We start from the raw sequence: 16,069 nt of genomic DNA, 5'->3' as shown, positions 1-16,069 counted from the left end.
GGCTCGATGCTCCTTCTTTACCGGATCGTGACCTGAAAAGCGAACGGAGAATCAGTCAGATTGGGCCGACCTGCATGCGACGCTCGCGATCAGTGGGGTGTCGACGCCGACCGGGCCGAGGCGGTGCGCGCCACCGGGGTTGCCGAGCGGTTGGTCGCGGCCGGGCAGCACGATGGTGAAGAAGGCGGCGTTATCGGCGAGGTGTTGTTCCTGCTCAGGCGGCAAATCGGTCTCGTAATAGATGGCGTCGACTTTGCAGATCAGCTTGCAGGCGCCGCAGTCCACGCATTCGTCGGGGTTGATGTACAGCGTTCGGTCGCCCTCGTAGATGCAGTCAACCGGGCACTCGGCTACACACGATTTGTCAGCGATGTCCACGCACGCTGTTCCAATCACATACGTCATGGGCCTGACTTTAGGTGCGACGACGGGTCACCGGTCGCGGCAAAAGTCCCTTTTCGAGGGACCTGAGTCACCTCCCGTCAGGGTGGATAATGGCGCTATGGCTGGAGTGCTGTTCTTCGACGGTGGCTGCGGCATGTGTACACGAGCGCGTAATGCGCTGGTCCGCTGGGACCGCACCGGTGAGCTTCAGACCGTGCCGTTTCAGCAGGCGGGTACGGCGGAGCGCCTGGGCGTGTCCACCGAGCGGATGTACGACTCCGTGTGGTGGATCGAGCCGACGGGTGAGATCTACGCAGCCGCCGAGGCCTGCAACGCCGCGTTATCGGCCGCCCTTGGCACGCAGCTTCCCCTGCGGATCTATCGGGCGCCCGGGGTCCGGCAGCTCCAGGAGAAGGCCTACCGGTGGGTGGCGACGCACCGCTATAAGTTCCCTGGCACGACGCCGTACTGCGAGTCGCACCCGGTCGGCTGCTAGGCCGCTTGGCCCACCCCCGAGGCGCAGCTGAGCGGGCCTTGCGCCTTGAAGTGCACGGCGGGCATGCCGTCGACGTAGACGTAGTCGACATCGGCAGCCCACGACGTACCCGGCTTCACCCAGGGCGGCACGCCCTGCGGATAGGCGACGGTGTAGTCGCTGTAGAAGTCGACTCCGGCGGGGCAACCAGGTGTCTTGGGCGGCAACGGATTCCACGCATGCACGATGATGGGGTTGAGCAGTCGCTGACCCTGGGCGCAGTTGGGCTGGCACTGCACTGAATTGTCAGTACCCGTTCCGTTCGCCCCGTCAGCGCCCCACGACGACCACGTCATGTCCTGCATGGAGCTGGTGCCGTCGCAGCCGTACATGATCGTGGTCGGCTGCTCAACCACCGGCTGGTCCGGGGTGAAGCACGCACCGAACATGTAGGTGGTGGCGGGATCAGCCAGCGCGACGGGTGAGGCAGTCAGACCGCATACCGCCATCACCGCCGTGGCCGTAGTGACTGCTGCGCGGATCATGACGCTCCTTCGGGTGCTGACGTGACGTCGCATGCTAACCAGCCCGGCCTCGGAGCGCCCGCTCAGTTCTCCCTCGGCAGCAACTCGGTGATGAATGCATCGATGAATTCGTCGAGCCCGCCGACCCCGGCCGGGCGGATCACGAACTTCGTCAGGCCGGCCGCGATGTAGCCGTCGAGCTGGCGATGCAGGTCATCCCACGTGCCTGCGACGAGGTCTGTCGGATCGACATCGGGTCGGCGGCTGCGGATCGCCGCGGCAACGTCATCGGTGAGGCCACCCTCGGAGACTGCCAGGCTGATCCCGAAGTGATCGGGCTCGATTTCACGTCCGGCTTCGGCGGCTTCGGCGTGAATCTGCGTCACTGCCCTGCCCGCCTCCTGAGGTGTCAGGAAGCTGCCCAGCCAGCCGTCACCGAAACGACCGATCCGACGGAAGGCGGCCGGCGCCGAACCGCCGAGCCAGATATCCAGTGGTGCGGCCGGCCGCGAGCCGATGCTGGCGCCGGTCACCGTGAAGTACTTACCCGCAAAGTCAACGTCATCCCCGGTCAGCACCGCACGGACGAGTTGCAGCGATTCGTCGAAGACGGCGGCGCGCTGACCGTCCGGAACAGCGAAGATCTCCCGTTCGGCCGGTATCGCAGACCGCAGGCCGAAGGCCGGCAGCACCCGCTTGGGACCAAGGACAGCCAACGATGCGAGTTGTTTGGCGACCAGGACGGGATGGCGCCCGCCGGGGAGTACCGCCACCGACGTGCCGATCTTGAGCCGATTGGTCCGGCCGAGCGCGAAGGCCATTCCAACGAATGGGTCGACGGCTTTGGAGTAGACCAGTTCCGAGAACCACAACGAGTCGACATCGGCGGCTTCCAGGCGGTCGACGACGTCGCCGAGCCGCTCGGGCCCGGTATCAGCGCCCAGGCTCACACCGAATCTGATCTTCACGACGCCACCCTAGCCGCGCCAATTTGACGCCCAAGAAAAAAAGTTTGTGACTTAAGTAACGCTTGCGTCAGGTGGGGCGAAACATGCCATATGAAATCCATCCGGAAGTTCTTCGCAGCGGTTGCAATCACCGGCGCCTTCCTGGTCGCCCTCTTCGCTTTGTCGACGGGCACCGCAAGCGCGGACACCGCGAATTGGGATGCGATTGCACAGTGCGAATCCGGGGGTAACTGGTCGACCAATACCGGCAACGGCCATTACGGCGGCCTGCAGTTCAGCCAGGCGACCTGGACGTCCAACGGTGGTTTCGGCTCCCCCGCCGGCGCATCCCGCGAAGAGCAGATCCGCGTCGCCGAGAATGTCGCACGGACCCAAGGAATGGGCGCATGGCCCACATGCGGAGCCAATGCAGGCACCGTCCCCTTCGCCGGCGTCGGCAACCCGATCAAGATGCCGACTTTCGATCCCGGCACGATCTTGCGCAAAACCATCAACGACATCTTCGCGCTCATCCCGCACGCCTAGACTCCGCCCATGGGGCAATGGTCGCGCGACGAGATCGAATCCGCCTTCGAGGCGCACAAGCAGGTAGTGGTCGAAATCGGAAACAGTTGGGACTGGTCACGATTCGCCGACCAATTCACCGAAGACGCCACGTATAAGGAGCATTCGTTCGGCACGTTTCACGGCCGGGAAGCGATCAGAAAATGGATCGTCGGCCAGATGAGCAGTTTCCCCGGCAGCGAGATGCCGTTCTATCCGACATCGTGGCACTCGATCGACGAAGACCGCGGCTGGGTGTTCTGCGAATTCCTCAACCGCATGAAAGACCCCGGCGACGGCAGCATCCACGAAGAAGCCAACCTGTCGGTATTGAAATATGCCGGCGACGGGCTGTGGAGCTACGAAGAGGACGCCTACAACCCGATGAACTTCCTACCGATGGTGCAGCGCTACATCACCAGCTGTAAAAGCCTCGGTACCGCATCAGCGGACGCCGAAGCGTTCGCGCAGGCGATGAAATGGGATCTCGGCTAATCCTCACACCGTCAGTGAATTCAGCACTGTGGTCATCTGCGTTTCGGTGTCGCCGGCGATCTTCTCGAAGAGCACCTTCATCGCGGGACTGATGAGCATCGCGACTCCATGCATTTCGAGCTCGGCCCGGTAGTCGATCTGGGCGCCGCCCGAGGCGGGGGTGATGACGATGGTGTCGGTCGAGGTGGCCGATTTGTTGACGCCCTCGAACACCAGGCGGGTGTCTGTCTGTTCAATCAGCACGTAGTCCAGCTCGGTGGAGACACCCGCAATCTTGGACACGTTGTGCCAGCTGGACCCCACCACCACCGGACCGTCATCAACTCGGGTGCAGGACTGCGTCCCGGGATCCCACTCCTCTGCATGGGCGAAATCCTTCAGGTAATCCAGGACCCGATCGGGCGACGCGGTCACGGTGAAAGTGCGGGATACGGTGGGCATGCGTGATCAAATACCCACTCACCCCGGCGCTTTTAACCCCGCACCGCATAGCGGAAGTGTGACGTTGTCCACGCGGAACAACTCCACGGCCAGAGCCCAATTCCACGGCAGGTCCGCCGCGGGTCCGGCGGCGGCGCGGGCAGCGGCCCAGCACACCGCCGACGTCGGCTCGACATAGAGCCCCTCAGCAGCAAGTTCGGTCCTCCCGGCCAGCACCTGTTGATCGCTGACCGACACGATGGTGCCGCCGGTCTCGCGTACGGCAGCCAGGATCTGCGCACCGCGCGGTGGGGCCGCGATCGCAATCCCCTCGGCAACCGTCGCCTGCGCTGCCACCGGCGCCACGGTGTCAAGGTGTGCGGCGAAGGCCGCCGCCACCGGCGAACAGCCTTCTGCTTGCACGGCGACCAGTGCAGGCATCCTGGCGGCCAGTCCGGCGTCCACGAGCTCGCGGAACGCCAGGTAGCAGCCCAGCAGCAAGGTTCCGTTGCCGACGGGGACGACGACGGTCGAAGGAAGGGAGTAACCGTTCTGCGCCCAGATCTCGTAGCCGTAGGTCTTCACCCCGTGCAGGAAATAGGGGTGGAAGACGTGGCTGGCGTAGAAAACCCCGGGTCTGTCAGCGGCCGCCAGTGCCGCGGCGGCGGTATCGGCGCGGGTTCCCGGAACCAGGGTGAGGCCAGCACCGTGCGCCCGCATCTGGGCCAGCTTGCCCGGCGAGGTGGACGCCGGGACGAACACCTGCACGTCGATCCCCGCCCGCGCGAAATAGGCTGCCGCGGCCGTCCCTGCGTTACCGCTGCTGTCGACGAGTGCCGAACGCACGCCGAGCCGTTTGGCAAGGGTGGCCAGCACCACCGCCCCGCGGTCCTTGAATGACAGTGTCGGCATCAGAAAGTCCAGCTTGAGCCGCACGTGCGGGAGGGCGCGTGACGCGACGATCGGTGAACCGCCCTCACCGAGGCTGATATCGGCGTCGAACGGCACCGGCAGCACCGATTCGTACCGCCACATCGATGTCCGCTCCCCCTGCTCGGGTGTGATCGCCACGGCAGTGGTGCTGTCCCCGATATCGAAGACACCCCCACAATCGCAGTGCCAGGCCAGACTCGACACGTCATAGCTGGAACCGCATGCGCGGCACACCAGGGGTGGCAATCCTTCGGTGTTGGTCACAGAGCCATTGTGACGGCCAGCATTCCCTATCAGCGTGATCTGACCACACAGGGTGACACCGGAATCTAGTCTCCTGTGGTGGGAATTGTGACACCTGTCAACGGAGCGCCACCGCCCGAAGTGCCGCTGGTCGATATCAACCTCTCCGCGTGGGAGTTCTGGGGACTCGACGACAGCCTCCGCGAAGGGGCATTCGCCACTTTGCGCAGGGAGGCGCCGATCACGTTCTTCGATCCGCCGACGGGGCTGGCCGGTTTCGACCCCGGGCAAGGTCATTGGGCGCTCACCCGGTTCGATGATGTGCACTTCGCCAGCCGCCACCCGGAAATCTTCAGTTCCAGCGGCGGTATCACCATCGGCGACCAATCCCCCGAATTGACCGAGTATTTCGGGTCGATGATCGCGATGGACGATCCCCGCCATCAGCGCCTGCGGGGGATCGTCAGCCGCGCCTTCACCCCGAAAGTGGTGGCCCGCATCGAAGCTTCTGTCCGCGACCGGGCTCGCCGCCTCGTTGCCGATATGGTGGCCAATCACCCCGACGGCAACGGCGAGCTGGTCGCCGAGTTGGCCGGACCGCTACCGCTGCAAGTCATCTGCGACATGATGGGCATCCCCGCAGAGGACCACGACACCATTTTTCACTGGACCAACGTCATCCTCGGATTCGGTGACCCCGACCTGACCACCGATTTCGACGGCTTCGTCAAGGTCGCAATGGATATCGGCGCCTATGCCCACGCGCTCGCCGAGGATCGCCGGATGAATCCCGGCGAGGACCTGACGACCAGCCTGGTGCACGCGGAGCTCGATGGGGAACGCCTGACCTCGGCCGAGGTCGCGTCGTTCTTCATCCTGCTGGTGGTGGCGGGTAACGAAACCACCCGCAACGCCATCAGCCACGGCGTGCTGGCGCTGACCCGGTACCCGGCCGAACGCGACACGTGGTGGAGCAACTTCGACGGCCACAGCAAGACAGCGGTCGAAGAAATCATCCGGTGGGCGTCACCGGTCATCTATATGCGCCGAACCATGACCCGCGATTTCGAGCTCAGCGGTGTCCCGATGGCCGCGGGTGACAAGGTCACGCTCTGGTACTGGTCGGCCAACCGGGACGAGCAGAAGTTCGACGATCCATGGCGCTTCGACATCACCCGGGCCAGCAACCCACACCTGGGGTTCGGTGGCGGCGGCGTGCACTTCTGCCTGGGAGCGAACCTCGCCCGCCGCGAGATCAGCGTGCTCTTCGACGAACTGCACAAGCAGATTCCCGATCTCACCGCCACCGAGGAGCCTGCGCGGCTGCAGTCATCCTTCATTCATGGCATCAAGAGGCTGCCGGTCAGCTGGACCCCGCCGCGTTAAAGAGTGGCGCTCTTGGGGCCCACCGAGGAGCAGATCGCTGCCGACGGCGTCGCAATGCCTGCGCAGCCTGAGCCCTTCGCGGTGTAGGTCAGACCCGGCGTGTACGGCGCAAAGAAGGCTTGCGCGGTCGCATAGCCATTGGCCTGCACACACTGGCCGACGCTTGCGCCCACGGTGAGGCAGATCTGTGAGGACTTCGGATTCGCCGTCCCCGTGCAGGCCGCGGGGCTCAGGGTTGCGGTGACCGTTGGCGTACCCGAGACGTCCACGACGTAGGGCGCGGTCAGGGTGAAATCACATGCCGCAGGGACCTCGGTGAGAGCGGGAGCGGCAACCACGACGGAGCCACCGAACAGGGCGACCATTGCCACCGGGAAAGCTACGAGCCGCGCGATCATGAGGGAAGCGTAGGCCGTGACCGGGCGGGAGTCACTAGCGTGGGTCGCATGAGACAACGGTTGCATTGGATGTCCATGCACGGGGTGGTCCGCGTGCTCGTCAACGTGGGTGCACGACGCGGCGACCCGCAGGCCCGGCTGGTCGCCGACCCGGCCGTCCGCGCAGATCCGGTGCCGTTCTACCAGGAGCTCCGAAAGCGCGGACCCATGATCGCGTGCCGCACCGGGTACCTGACGTTGGACCACGGCGTGGCGCACGAGCTGCTCCGCTCGGATGACTTTCGCGTCATCTCACTGGGATCCAATCTGCCCGCACCACTGCGCTGGCTCGAAAAGCACACCAGGCCAACTGGATTGCATCCACTGCGGCCGCCGTCTTTGTTGGCTGTCGAGCCGCCTGCGCACACTCGCTACCGCAAGACGGTCTCGTCGGTGTTCACCCCACGGGCCGTCGCCGCGCTGCGGGGACGGGTGGCCGCGACGGCCGAGCAACTGCTCGACGAGCTGGCCGCCGACGGCACCGCCGTCGTCGATATCGTCGACCGATATTGCTCCCAGCTGCCGGTCGCGGTGATCAGCGACATGCTCGGCGTCCGCGATAGCGACCGCGCGAAGATTCTGGAATTCGGCGAGCTGGCCGCACCCAGCCTCGATATCGGTTTGACCTGGCCGGAGTACCGCCGGGTCCAGGAGGGGCTGGTGGGCTTCAACAGCTGGCTGGCCGATCACCTGCACAGATTGCGACAGGACCCGGGCGATGACCTGTTGAGCGAGTTGATCAAGGCCTCTGACGGGGACGCGCGGCTCGACGATGATGAGCTGCGGGCGGTGGCGGGTCTGGTCCTCGCCGCCGGCTTCGAGACGACCGTCAATCTACTGGGCAGCGGGATCCGGCTGCTGATGGCCTCGCCAGACCAACTCGACGTGCTCCGCGAAGCTCCCGAGCACTGGGCGGGTGCCGTCGAGGAGATCCTGCGCCTGGAATCCCCGGTACAGCTCACCGGCCGGGTGGCCCGGGTGGCGACCGAAGTGGCGGGGACCGGTGTTGCGCCAGGGGAGATGGTGGTGATCTACCTGGCTGCGGCCAACCGCGATCCCGCCCTGTTCGACAACCCGGATACCTTCGATGTCACCCGGTCCAATGCCGCACGGCACCTTTCCTTTTCGGGTGGACGGCACTTTTGCCTAGGGGCGGCACTGGCCAGAGCTGAGGGCGAAGTCGGGCTCAGTGCCTTCTTCGAGAGGTTCCCAGATGCCAAACCGGCAGGCCCGGGTGTCCCTCGGGAGACCCGGGTCCTGCGCGGGTGGTCGGCGCTGCCGGTCAGGCTGGGACCACAGCGACTAGCGCCGGTGAGCCGCGCGCGTTGACGGGTCGGTGTAGTTGGGATCCTCGACGACGACCGGGTGATCAACGTCGCCGGCCTGAGCGGCATCATCGGTCTTGTCGGTCTTGACCCGCGGGTCGATATGGTCGGCGTGCGCGCGGCGCTCCTCGAGATCATCGTTGGCCGACTCCACGGAGCTGCGGTGCGAGAGCGCGCGCTCTTCGAGCCGGGCCGCTTCCGCGGCCTTGACCTCGGCCTCGGCTTTTGCCGCCCGCGCCTTCGCGGCGGTCTCTTCTGCAAGCGCTTCCCGGCGCGCTACCTGCGCGGATTCCTCTTCGACTTCGCTGCGGATGCGCTCGGCCTCGCCGTGCAATTTCTGGTTGCGCTTGTTGCGGGCGGCCAGGCGAGCGCGCCGAGTACAAGCACCGCCACGACGACCCCGATAACGATCCACAAGGTGGTGTTGTCAGCCATTCCGGCTCCTTCGTTAGGTGGGCCGCGCCTTCGACAGACCCGTCAATAAGTCCAGGTTGCCCAAATCGTCAGACGCCAAACGCGCCGAGCGCTTTCAGCATCCCCGCGGCGGCGTTAGGCCAGGTGAATCGTTCGGCTCGAAGTCGGGCCGCGTGGCGCCGCCCCCGCTCTGGGCGACCGATGACGTTGGTGACCGCCGCGGCGATGGCATCGGGGTTGTTATCGGCACACGCGCCGCTGTCGGCGGTCAGGATTTCGCGCAGGGCCGAGGTACGCGACACGACCACCGGTGTGCCGCAGGCCAGGGCCTCCAGTGCGGCCAGGCCGAAGGTTTCGTGCGGTCCCGGCGCCAGTGCCACATCGGCGCAGGCCAGTAGGGTCGCGACCCCCTCTCGGCTGTCGATGAAACCCGCGAAGTCGACAGGAAGTCGCGCCGCGTGCCGTTGCAGACGGTGCCGCAATGGCCCCTCCCCCGCAATCACCAACTTTGCATCGACGCCCGAATCACGCAGTACCGCAAGGGTATCGATGCTCCGATCGGCGCGTTTCTCCACCGAGAGTCTGCCGCAGTGCACCAGCAGTAGCTGTTCTGGCGCCGCCCAGCGGCCGCGGACCTGGTGCGAGAACCGGCTTGGGTGAAACGTGCCGAGATCCACCCCCAGCGGCACGGTGACGACGTTCGAGGCCCCGATCCGGTCGAATTCCTCGCGGGCGAACTGCGTGGTGCACAGCACGGTGTCGTATTCGCGTGCGGTGCGCCGATTGGCGTAATCGGCTACCCGCCTTGCAATCTGAGGTGGCAGCAGCTGTCCGGTGAGGCGGTCCAGGCGTTCATGGGAGATCATCACAGTGGTGACACCGTGGCGACTCCCCCACCGGCCCAGCGAGCGCAGCGTGGCGCGATCGGACACCTCGAGCGCATCAGGGGCGAGCGTTTCCAACAGCCCGGTCACCGGCCCGGGGAGCACGGCGCGGTAGCCTCCGGTGCAGGGAATCTTGCGGGCCGGCAACGAGATTCGCGTGACCCCCGATGCCATCTCGGTGCGATCAGACCGGCCGCCCGGGACGATGAGAAACACCTCGTGGCCCCGCGCGCAGTACTCGGCGCCGAGGCGGTCCACGGCGGTCCGCAGACCACCCGAGCGCGGGCCGTAGAAATTCGCGACCTGCACGATCCGCGTCATGAGAGCATCACATCGACCAGGCGTGTGCGGTCGACAACCGCAGCTCAACCGGTACCTGAATTACCAGTGAACACCGCAGCTGCGGTTCACCCTCGCTTCGGCGGAAAGTAGATTTCCTGGGTCGCGGTGCATACCAGTTCACCGCTGCGATTGAACATCGTCCCGGTCGCCAGTGACCGGCCACCGGTGCTGCTGGGACTCGATTCGTCGTAGAACAGCCAGTCCGACAGCACCGCATCAGAATGGAACCAGACCGAATGGCCACGCATCGCCGAAATTGGCGGAGCCGCCATGGATTTCCATCTCGGGACCAGAGTGGGCTCGATCAAGGTGACTGCCGAAAGATAGGCCGCCAGGCAACTCGCCAGAATCGGATCGTCGGGGATATCGCCCATGGGGCGCAACCACATTCGCGATGCAGGGGCCCCTTCGGCGGTCTGCACGGTGCGGCGTTCGAACCAGTCCAGACTGGCCCAGGTGCCCTGCGGCAGTATCGAGGACAGGGTGTCCGGATCGGGTGCCACGGGCATCGTCGGCTGGTACTCGATATCCTCGACCACCGCACTGAACGAGGTGTTCGCTTCCATCAACACGACGTCCTTCTGGCGGCCGGTCACCCGCCGCGCGGCGAAGGTCCGTCCGTCCTGCAGGGGCGTGACCTCGAAGTCGACGGGCTCTCGACCGTCACCGGGCCGCAGAAAATAGGTGTGCATGCTGTGCGGCGCGCGGCCGCCGGCAGTACGCGCGCCCGCCATCAGTGCCTGGGCGGCGATATGAGCCCCGAGGATGTGATGACCGGGCCCGTCGAACTGTTGTCCGACGAAGAAGTGCGCATTGACCTGTTCGAGGTTCAGCGAGTCGAGCACATCGCCCAGCGTGGATAGCATCGCCTGGCATCATGCCTTGTATGTCCTTCGGTGGTCCGCTCAGACGGTTGGTCGATGTGCTCAACGCGGGTGCTACGGCATTGGCCAACGCCCCTGTGGTGGGTCCGCTGGTCAGCGGATACATCACCACGATCAGCTATGTCGGCCGCAAGTCCGGCCGCGCCTTCAGCCTGCCGATCGGCTACCAGCGCAGCGGTGACACTGTCACCATCCGCGTCGGAATGCCCGAGAAGAAGGCGTGGTGGCGCAACTTCCTTGGGGCAGGGGCGCCCATGACGATCCAGCTGGATGGCACCGAGCGCAGCGGTCACGCGATTGCGACGCGCGACGACCGCGGCCGGGTGTCCGTGGTGCTGACACTCAACTAGACCAGATACCGCCCGAACCAGTCCTGCACCTTCTGCCAGGCGTCGGCCGCGGCATCGGCGTTGTACCGCGGACCGCTGTCATTGAAGAATGCGTGATCGGCCTCGGGTTCGACGACGAGCAGGTGGTTCAGGCCGGCCTTTTCCAAGGCGGCTGTGGCCGCGTCCTGGGTCGAGGTGACCCGGGTGTCGAGCGCGCCGTAGAAGCCGAGGACATTAGCTTTCGACCCAGCGAAGTCAGCGCCGTCGGGCAGCGGGCCGTAGAAGGGCACTGCCGCGGCCAGTTCGGTGACACCCGAGGCGAGTAGTTGCCAGGTCAGGCCGCCACCGAAACAGAAGCCCATGACCGCGAGCTTTTTGCCAGGGGCTCGTCGTGTCAGCTCTCCCAACCCGGACTTGAGGTCAGCGACGAACCGTTGGGGATCGATCTTGCCGAGCGCCGCGGTGGCTTCCGCCGGATCGGTGAACGTCCCGGTGCCCCCTTCCTCGGAGAGGAGGTCGATCGCCAGCGCGGAATACCCGATGCCGGCGAGCCGGCCCGCAACGGTGCGCACCCAGTCGTTGAGTCCCTTGTTCTCGTGGATGACCAACACGGCCCCCTTGGGGTCGCCGGCTTGCGCCCAGGCACCTTTCAATTCGCCGGTGGGACCCGCCCAGGAGATATCGGTGGTTGGCAAGGCGGTGGCCATGCCCGGCGGCGGGCCGGCGGCGGCCGCCGACGTGCCGGTCGTGGCGCTGCCGGTCGGGCTCGTCGAGCTCGGCGCCGTGGCCCGCTCGTCGCTGCACGCCGCAATCAATGCTGTTGCGGACGCTGCGGTCACGCCAAGCAGCGCCAACCGGCGCATCGCTTCGCGACGGGACAGCAGTCCGTCGACGTGGTCGGTGGCAATCTCTTCGGCGATGTAGCGCTGTAAGGGAGTCACCCTCTCGAGTATGCGCGCGAAGACACGGAGCGTCGCATGTGAACACATCGATAAATCTGTTCACTAAATCGTTGACACCTGTCCCTAGAACAGGTTCTATTAACGCTTGTGACCTACGACACGATCATTCGCAACGGCCGTTGGTTCGACGGCTCGGGTGCGCCGTCGTCCATCCGCAATATCGGTATCAGGGACGGCCACATCGCGACGATCACCCCGCACGACCTGGACGAAGCGGGCTGCACCGAGGTCATCGACGCATCAGGTAAGTGGGTACTGCCCGGCTTGATCGATATCCACAGCCACTACGACGTCGAAGTTCTGTTGCGGCCGTCGCTCTCGGAGTCGGTCCGTCATGGGGTCACCACCATCACCCTGGGATCGTGCTCGCTGTCGACCATTCACGTCGACGGTGTCGATGCCGGGGATATCTTCGGCCGGGTCGAAGCGATCCCCCGGCAGTATGTGATCAGCGCGATCGACGATCGCAAAACCTGGTCGAACTGTGAGCAGTACATCGCCGCCCTCGAATCATTGCCACTGGGGCCGAACATCTCCGCATTCATCGGACACTCCGATTTACGCACCGCGACAATGGGTCTCGATCGGGCGACGCGCAAGGAGGAACGCCCCACCCGGGCCGAGCAGGCGCAGATGGAACGCTGGCTGGTCGATGCGATGGATGCGGGCTTTGTCGGGATGTCCTCGATGCAGCTGTTGTTCGACAAACTCGACGGCGAGGTGTGCCGGTCGCGCACATTGCCCTCCACCTATGCCAAACCCCGCGAACTGCGCAGGCTCAAGTCGATCCTGCGGCGTCGTGGACGAGTTCTGCAGTCCGGCCCCGATATCGAAAACCCGCTGAATCTGCTGTCGAATGTCGCCCAGTCCCTCGGGGTCTTTCGCAAGAAACTCAAGACCAGCCTGCTCTCGGCTGCCGACGTCAAGTCAAACCCGTTCGCCGTCAAGATCTTCCGCCCGCTCTCCGGTGTGGTAAATCGGCTCGGCGGCGACTTCCGCTGGCAGCACCTGCCGGTGCCATTCGAGGTCTACGCCGACGGTATCGATCTGGTGATCTTCGAGGAGTTCGGCTCCGGCGCGGCCGCCCTGCATCTGCAGGATGAGATCGAGCGCAACGAGATGATGCGCGATGAGACCTACCGCCGGCAGTTCCGCAAGGATTACGAGAACAAACTCGGTGTGCGGGTGTGGCAGCGAGACTTCTTCGATGCCGATATCGTCGACTGCCCCGATCCCTCGGTGGTGGGCAAATCATTCGGTCAGGTCGGCAAAGAGCGTGGCGGTATTCACCCGGTTGACGCGTTCCTCGATCTGGTTCTGGAGCATGGCCGGGCGCTGCGCTGGCGGACCACCATCTCCAATCACCGGCCCGAGGTACTCAAGAAGCTGGCCGCCGAACCCGGTATCCAGATGGGCTTTTCGGACGCGGGTGCACACCTGCGAAACATGGCGTTCTACAACTTCGGATTGCGGTTGCTGCGCCACGTCCGCGATGCCGAGCGGGCCGGAACTGCGTTCATGACCGTCGAACACGCGGTGCATCGGCTGACCGGAGAACTGGCCGACTGGTACCACATCGACGCAGGCCACCTGCGTGTCGGCGACCGCGCCGACGTGGTGGTGATCGACCCGGAGAAACTCGACAGCACCCTCGACGACTATGCCGAGGCCACGGTCGAGCAGTACGGCGGGCTCTCTCGCATGGTCAACCGTAACGACGCCACCATCAGTGCGGTGTTCATCAGTGGCCGTGCGGTGATCCGCGACGGCCAGCCCACCGAGGTGCTCGGTAACGAGCGCACCGGCAGCTTCTTGCGGGCGGACACCGCCGTCTCCGCACCCACCCAGCAGAAGGGCGAATTCGCCAGTGTCCGTTGATCAGCAGGTGCCCACAGAGGTGGATTCTCCAGTGACCGACGTCGTCGTCGGGATGTGGCAGGCATTGTCGCGCCGCGACTGGGGGGCGCTGAAGACATACCTCTCCGACGATTGCATCTATCTCGATATGCCGGTCGGACCTGGTGCGGCGGCGCGGGGGCCAGAAGACATCGTCAAACGCCTCAAGATCGGCATCGAACCGCTGGCCTCCTATGTCAACCATGACGGGTTGCTGGTGGATAACGGCGTCGACGTGATGTACGAGCATTCCGAGACCTGGCACTGGGCCAGTGGGGAATCCGCGGTTCTGCAGTTCGCGACGGTGCACAAGGTGGTGGACGGCAAGATCACCCTGTGGAAGGACTACTGGGATATGGCCGCGCTGACCAACCATGCCCCACCGACCTGGCTGGCGGACTTTGCAAACGCCGATATGTCCTGGGTGTTCGACGCCACCGGCCTGGTTTAGGGAGCAACGATGCTTGACGTAAAGATTACTGGCGGAACGGTTGTCGACGGCAGCGGAGCGCAGCGCTATCGCGCCGATATCGGCGTCAAGGACGGCAAGATCGTCGAGGTGCGGCGGCGCACCGGTGACGGCCCGGGTATCGAGGTTGATGCGGCACAGACGATCGATGCCACGGGGCGCATCGTCGCGCCGGGATTCGTCGACGTGCACACCCATTACGACGGTCAGGTCAGCTGGGACGACACTCTTGAGCCGTCGAGCATGCACGGCGTCACCACCGTGGTCAGCGGCAACTGCGGCGTCGGCTTCGCGCCGGTACGTCCCGGCAAGGAACAGTGGCTGATCGAGCTGATGGAGGGCGTCGAAGACATTCCCGGCAGCGCGCTCGCCGAGGGCATCACCTGGCAGTGGGAGAGCTTCCCGCAGTATCTCGATGCCATCGAGAAGCGCCATCTGTCAGTTGATTACGGTACTCAGATCGCCCACGGACCGGTGCGCGGCTATGCGATGGGCGAACGCGGCGCCAACAACGAGGAAGCCACCGCCGACGATATCGCCGCGATGGCCCGGATCGTGCAGGAGGGAATCGAGGCCGGCGCCTTGGGCTTCTCCACCTCACGCACCGAGGCGCACCGCGCGATCGACGGCCAGGCCGTCCCTGGCACGTATGCGGCCGAGGCGGAGCTGTTCGGCCTGGGCCGGGCGATGGCCGCAGGTGGCCAGGCCGTGTTCGAGGTGGCTCCGCAGGGCACCGCGGGCGAGAGCCCAGCCGAGGCGTGCATGCGCGAAATGGAGTGGATGGCAAAGCTCTCCGACGATATCAGCCGGCCGGTTTCGTTCACGTTGATCCAGGCGTCGCACGCCCCGGACTTGTGGCGCCAGCAGCTGGATCGCGCCGAGAAGGCGCATGAGAACGGTATCGAGCTGTACGCGCAGTTCGCGGCCCGACCGTTCGGCATGTTGCTGGGTTTCCCGGGTTACCACGCCTTCACCCACCGCCCGACGTTCCGACGGCTCAAGGCCGAACTTAGCCGAGAGGAACTGTCGCAGCGGCTGACGGATCCAGCGGTCAAGGCCGCGATCCTCGCCGAAGAGGATGTGGCACCTGCCCCCGGGGTGCTACTCGACGGGCTGTTCGCGCTGGCGCAGTACAGCACCGACCGGCTCTACGCGATCGGCGATCCGCCGGATTACGAACCCACCCCGGATATGACGGTGGCGGCGATCGCCGCGGCCAGGGGCCAGGACCCGTTGTCGACGATGTATGACCTGATGCTGGAATCGGATGCCGGCGCGATGCTGATGCTGCCGTTCTTCAACTACGCCTCGGGCGACCACAGCGCGATCTACGAGATGATGCAGAGCCCGGCGGCGGTCTCAGGACTGTCCGACGGCGGTGCCCACTGCGGCCTGATCTGCGACGCGTCCTATCCGACGTTCCTGCTGACCCACTGGGCCAGGGACCGATACCGTGGGCCGAAGTTCTCGCTGGAATACGTGATCCGCAAGCAGACCTTAGATACCGCAACGCTTTTCGGGCTGTCCGATCGCGGCGTCATCCAGGTCGGCAAGCGGGCCGATCTCAATGTCATCGACATGGAGGCGTTAACCCTCGACTCACCTCGAATGGTCTACGACCTGCCCGCCGGTGGGCGTCGGCTGATCCAGGGCGCCAGCGGGTACGACGCGACAGTGGTCAACGGGGTGCTCACGCGCCGCCACGGTGTCGACACCGGTGCCCGACCTGGCCGGTTGCTGCGCGGGGTGCGTTAGC

Annotated in this window: 19 protein-coding genes; 9 read left to right on the top strand and 10 right to left on the bottom strand. The window is 65.2% G+C overall.

The window, feature by feature from the left end; genetic code table 11:
• Positions 1 to 51: 51 nt before the first annotated feature.
• Positions 52 to 405: a ferredoxin gene (gene fdxA, locus ADBZ9O_RS18550; RefSeq protein WP_526524387.1), complete on the bottom strand. Its 354-nt coding sequence runs from the start codon at positions 403 to 405 to the stop codon at positions 52 to 54.
• A 97-nt stretch (positions 406 to 502) separates the two neighbouring features.
• Between fdxA and ADBZ9O_RS18545 the strand changes: the two genes are divergently transcribed.
• Positions 503 to 880: a thiol-disulfide oxidoreductase DCC family protein gene (locus ADBZ9O_RS18545; RefSeq protein ID WP_526524385.1), complete on the top strand. Its 378-nt coding sequence runs from the start codon at positions 503 to 505 to the stop codon at positions 878 to 880.
• Here ADBZ9O_RS18545 and ADBZ9O_RS18540 read toward each other — a convergent pair.
• Together ADBZ9O_RS18540 and ADBZ9O_RS18535 are read right to left on the bottom strand one after the other, a co-directional pair.
• Positions 877 to 1,404, bottom strand: coding sequence for a hypothetical protein (locus tag ADBZ9O_RS18540; RefSeq protein WP_526524383.1), 528 nt, complete (start codon positions 1,402 to 1,404; stop codon positions 877 to 879). The two genes, ADBZ9O_RS18545 and ADBZ9O_RS18540, sit on opposite strands and share 4 nt — an antisense overlap.
• A 62-nt stretch (positions 1,405 to 1,466) precedes the next feature.
• Positions 1,467 to 2,351: a TIGR03854 family LLM class F420-dependent oxidoreductase gene (locus ADBZ9O_RS18535; protein ID WP_526524381.1), complete on the bottom strand. Its 885-nt coding sequence runs from the start codon at positions 2,349 to 2,351 to the stop codon at positions 1,467 to 1,469.
• Between the two features lie 90 nt (positions 2,352 to 2,441).
• Here ADBZ9O_RS18535 and ADBZ9O_RS18530 point away from each other — a divergent pair, with 90 nt between their 5' ends.
• Both ADBZ9O_RS18530 and ADBZ9O_RS18525 read left to right on the top strand, forming a co-directional pair.
• A complete protein-coding gene (locus tag ADBZ9O_RS18530; RefSeq protein WP_526524379.1) occupies positions 2,442 to 2,876 on the top strand; it encodes a transglycosylase family protein in 435 nt (144 codons plus the stop codon).
• Between the two features lie 9 nt (positions 2,877 to 2,885).
• Positions 2,886 to 3,389, top strand: a complete 504-nt coding sequence (locus tag ADBZ9O_RS18525) for a nuclear transport factor 2 family protein (protein WP_526524377.1) — start codon at positions 2,886 to 2,888, stop codon at positions 3,387 to 3,389.
• Between the two features lie 3 nt (positions 3,390 to 3,392).
• Here the strand turns inward: ADBZ9O_RS18525 and ADBZ9O_RS18520 are convergent, their stop codons facing one another.
• Both ADBZ9O_RS18520 and ADBZ9O_RS18515 read right to left on the bottom strand, forming a co-directional pair.
• Entirely contained in the window at positions 3,393 to 3,830 is a 438-nt protein-coding gene (locus ADBZ9O_RS18520) for an SRPBCC family protein (RefSeq protein ID WP_526524375.1), read from the bottom strand.
• Between the two features lie 18 nt (positions 3,831 to 3,848).
• Positions 3,849 to 5,006 carry a pyridoxal-phosphate dependent enzyme gene (locus tag ADBZ9O_RS18515; protein ID WP_526524373.1) on the bottom strand — a complete coding sequence of 386 codons (1,158 nt, stop codon included), beginning with the start codon at positions 5,004 to 5,006 and terminating at the stop codon, positions 3,849 to 3,851.
• A gap of 78 nt (positions 5,007 to 5,084) precedes the next feature.
• Between ADBZ9O_RS18515 and ADBZ9O_RS18510 the strand changes: the two genes are divergently transcribed.
• Positions 5,085 to 6,371, top strand: a complete 1,287-nt coding sequence (locus ADBZ9O_RS18510; protein ID WP_526524371.1) for a cytochrome P450 — start codon at positions 5,085 to 5,087, stop codon at positions 6,369 to 6,371.
• Here the strand turns inward: ADBZ9O_RS18510 and ADBZ9O_RS18505 are convergent.
• A complete protein-coding gene (locus ADBZ9O_RS18505; protein ID WP_526524369.1) occupies positions 6,368 to 6,769 on the bottom strand; it encodes a hypothetical protein in 402 nt (133 codons plus the stop codon). The two genes, ADBZ9O_RS18510 and ADBZ9O_RS18505, sit on opposite strands and share 4 nt — an antisense overlap.
• Before the next feature lie 48 nt (positions 6,770 to 6,817).
• Here ADBZ9O_RS18505 and ADBZ9O_RS18500 point away from each other — a divergent pair, with 48 nt between their 5' ends.
• Positions 6,818 to 8,137, top strand: coding sequence for a cytochrome P450 (locus tag ADBZ9O_RS18500; RefSeq protein WP_526524367.1), 1,320 nt, complete (start codon positions 6,818 to 6,820; stop codon positions 8,135 to 8,137).
• On the opposite strand, the gene ADBZ9O_RS18495 is transcribed toward ADBZ9O_RS18500, so the two are convergent.
• The 3 genes from ADBZ9O_RS18495 to ADBZ9O_RS18485 all read right to left on the bottom strand — a co-directional run bounded on the left by ADBZ9O_RS18495 (position 8,111) and on the right by ADBZ9O_RS18485 (position 10,639).
• Complete coding sequence (locus ADBZ9O_RS18495; RefSeq protein WP_526524365.1) at positions 8,111 to 8,548, bottom strand: hypothetical protein; 438 nt, start codon at positions 8,546 to 8,548, stop codon at positions 8,111 to 8,113. The genes ADBZ9O_RS18500 and ADBZ9O_RS18495 overlap by 27 nt on opposite strands.
• An 88-nt stretch (positions 8,549 to 8,636) precedes the next feature.
• Entirely contained in the window at positions 8,637 to 9,752 is a 1,116-nt protein-coding gene (locus ADBZ9O_RS18490; RefSeq protein WP_526524364.1) for a glycosyltransferase, read from the bottom strand.
• 86 nt (positions 9,753 to 9,838) lie between these two features.
• Entirely contained in the window at positions 9,839 to 10,639 is an 801-nt protein-coding gene (locus ADBZ9O_RS18485; RefSeq protein WP_526524362.1) for an acyl-CoA thioesterase, read from the bottom strand.
• 20 nt (positions 10,640 to 10,659) lie between these two features.
• Between ADBZ9O_RS18485 and ADBZ9O_RS18480 the strand changes: the two genes are divergently transcribed.
• The gene (locus ADBZ9O_RS18480) at positions 10,660 to 11,007 is read left to right on the top strand and encodes a hypothetical protein (protein WP_526524360.1); all 348 of its coding nucleotides are present in this window, start codon (positions 10,660 to 10,662) and stop codon (positions 11,005 to 11,007) included.
• Here the strand turns inward: ADBZ9O_RS18480 and ADBZ9O_RS18475 are convergent.
• Positions 11,004 to 11,927: a dienelactone hydrolase family protein gene (locus ADBZ9O_RS18475; protein ID WP_526524358.1), complete on the bottom strand. Its 924-nt coding sequence runs from the start codon at positions 11,925 to 11,927 to the stop codon at positions 11,004 to 11,006. The two genes, ADBZ9O_RS18480 and ADBZ9O_RS18475, sit on opposite strands and share 4 nt — an antisense overlap.
• A gap of 108 nt (positions 11,928 to 12,035) precedes the next feature.
• Between ADBZ9O_RS18475 and ADBZ9O_RS18470 the strand changes: the two genes are divergently transcribed.
• The 3 genes from ADBZ9O_RS18470 to ADBZ9O_RS18460 are packed head-to-tail and all read left to right on the top strand — an operon-like array spanning position 12,036 to position 16,068.
• Positions 12,036 to 13,826, top strand: coding sequence for an N-acyl-D-amino-acid deacylase family protein (locus ADBZ9O_RS18470; protein ID WP_526524356.1), 1,791 nt, complete (start codon positions 12,036 to 12,038; stop codon positions 13,824 to 13,826).
• A gap of 52 nt (positions 13,827 to 13,878) precedes the next feature.
• Entirely contained in the window at positions 13,879 to 14,295 is a 417-nt protein-coding gene (locus ADBZ9O_RS18465) for a nuclear transport factor 2 family protein (RefSeq protein WP_526533270.1), read from the top strand.
• A gap of 9 nt (positions 14,296 to 14,304) precedes the next feature.
• The gene (locus ADBZ9O_RS18460) at positions 14,305 to 16,068 is read left to right on the top strand and encodes an N-acyl-D-amino-acid deacylase family protein (RefSeq protein ID WP_526524354.1); all 1,764 of its coding nucleotides are present in this window, start codon (positions 14,305 to 14,307) and stop codon (positions 16,066 to 16,068) included.
• Position 16,069 lies beyond the last annotated feature (1 nt).

The organism is Mycobacterium sp., from assembly GCF_965229105.1.
Classification (GTDB): domain Bacteria; phylum Actinomycetota; class Actinomycetes; order Mycobacteriales; family Mycobacteriaceae; genus Mycobacterium.
The sequence above is the reverse complement of the archived record's forward strand: the minus strand, read 5'-3'. Positions and strand labels throughout refer to the sequence as shown.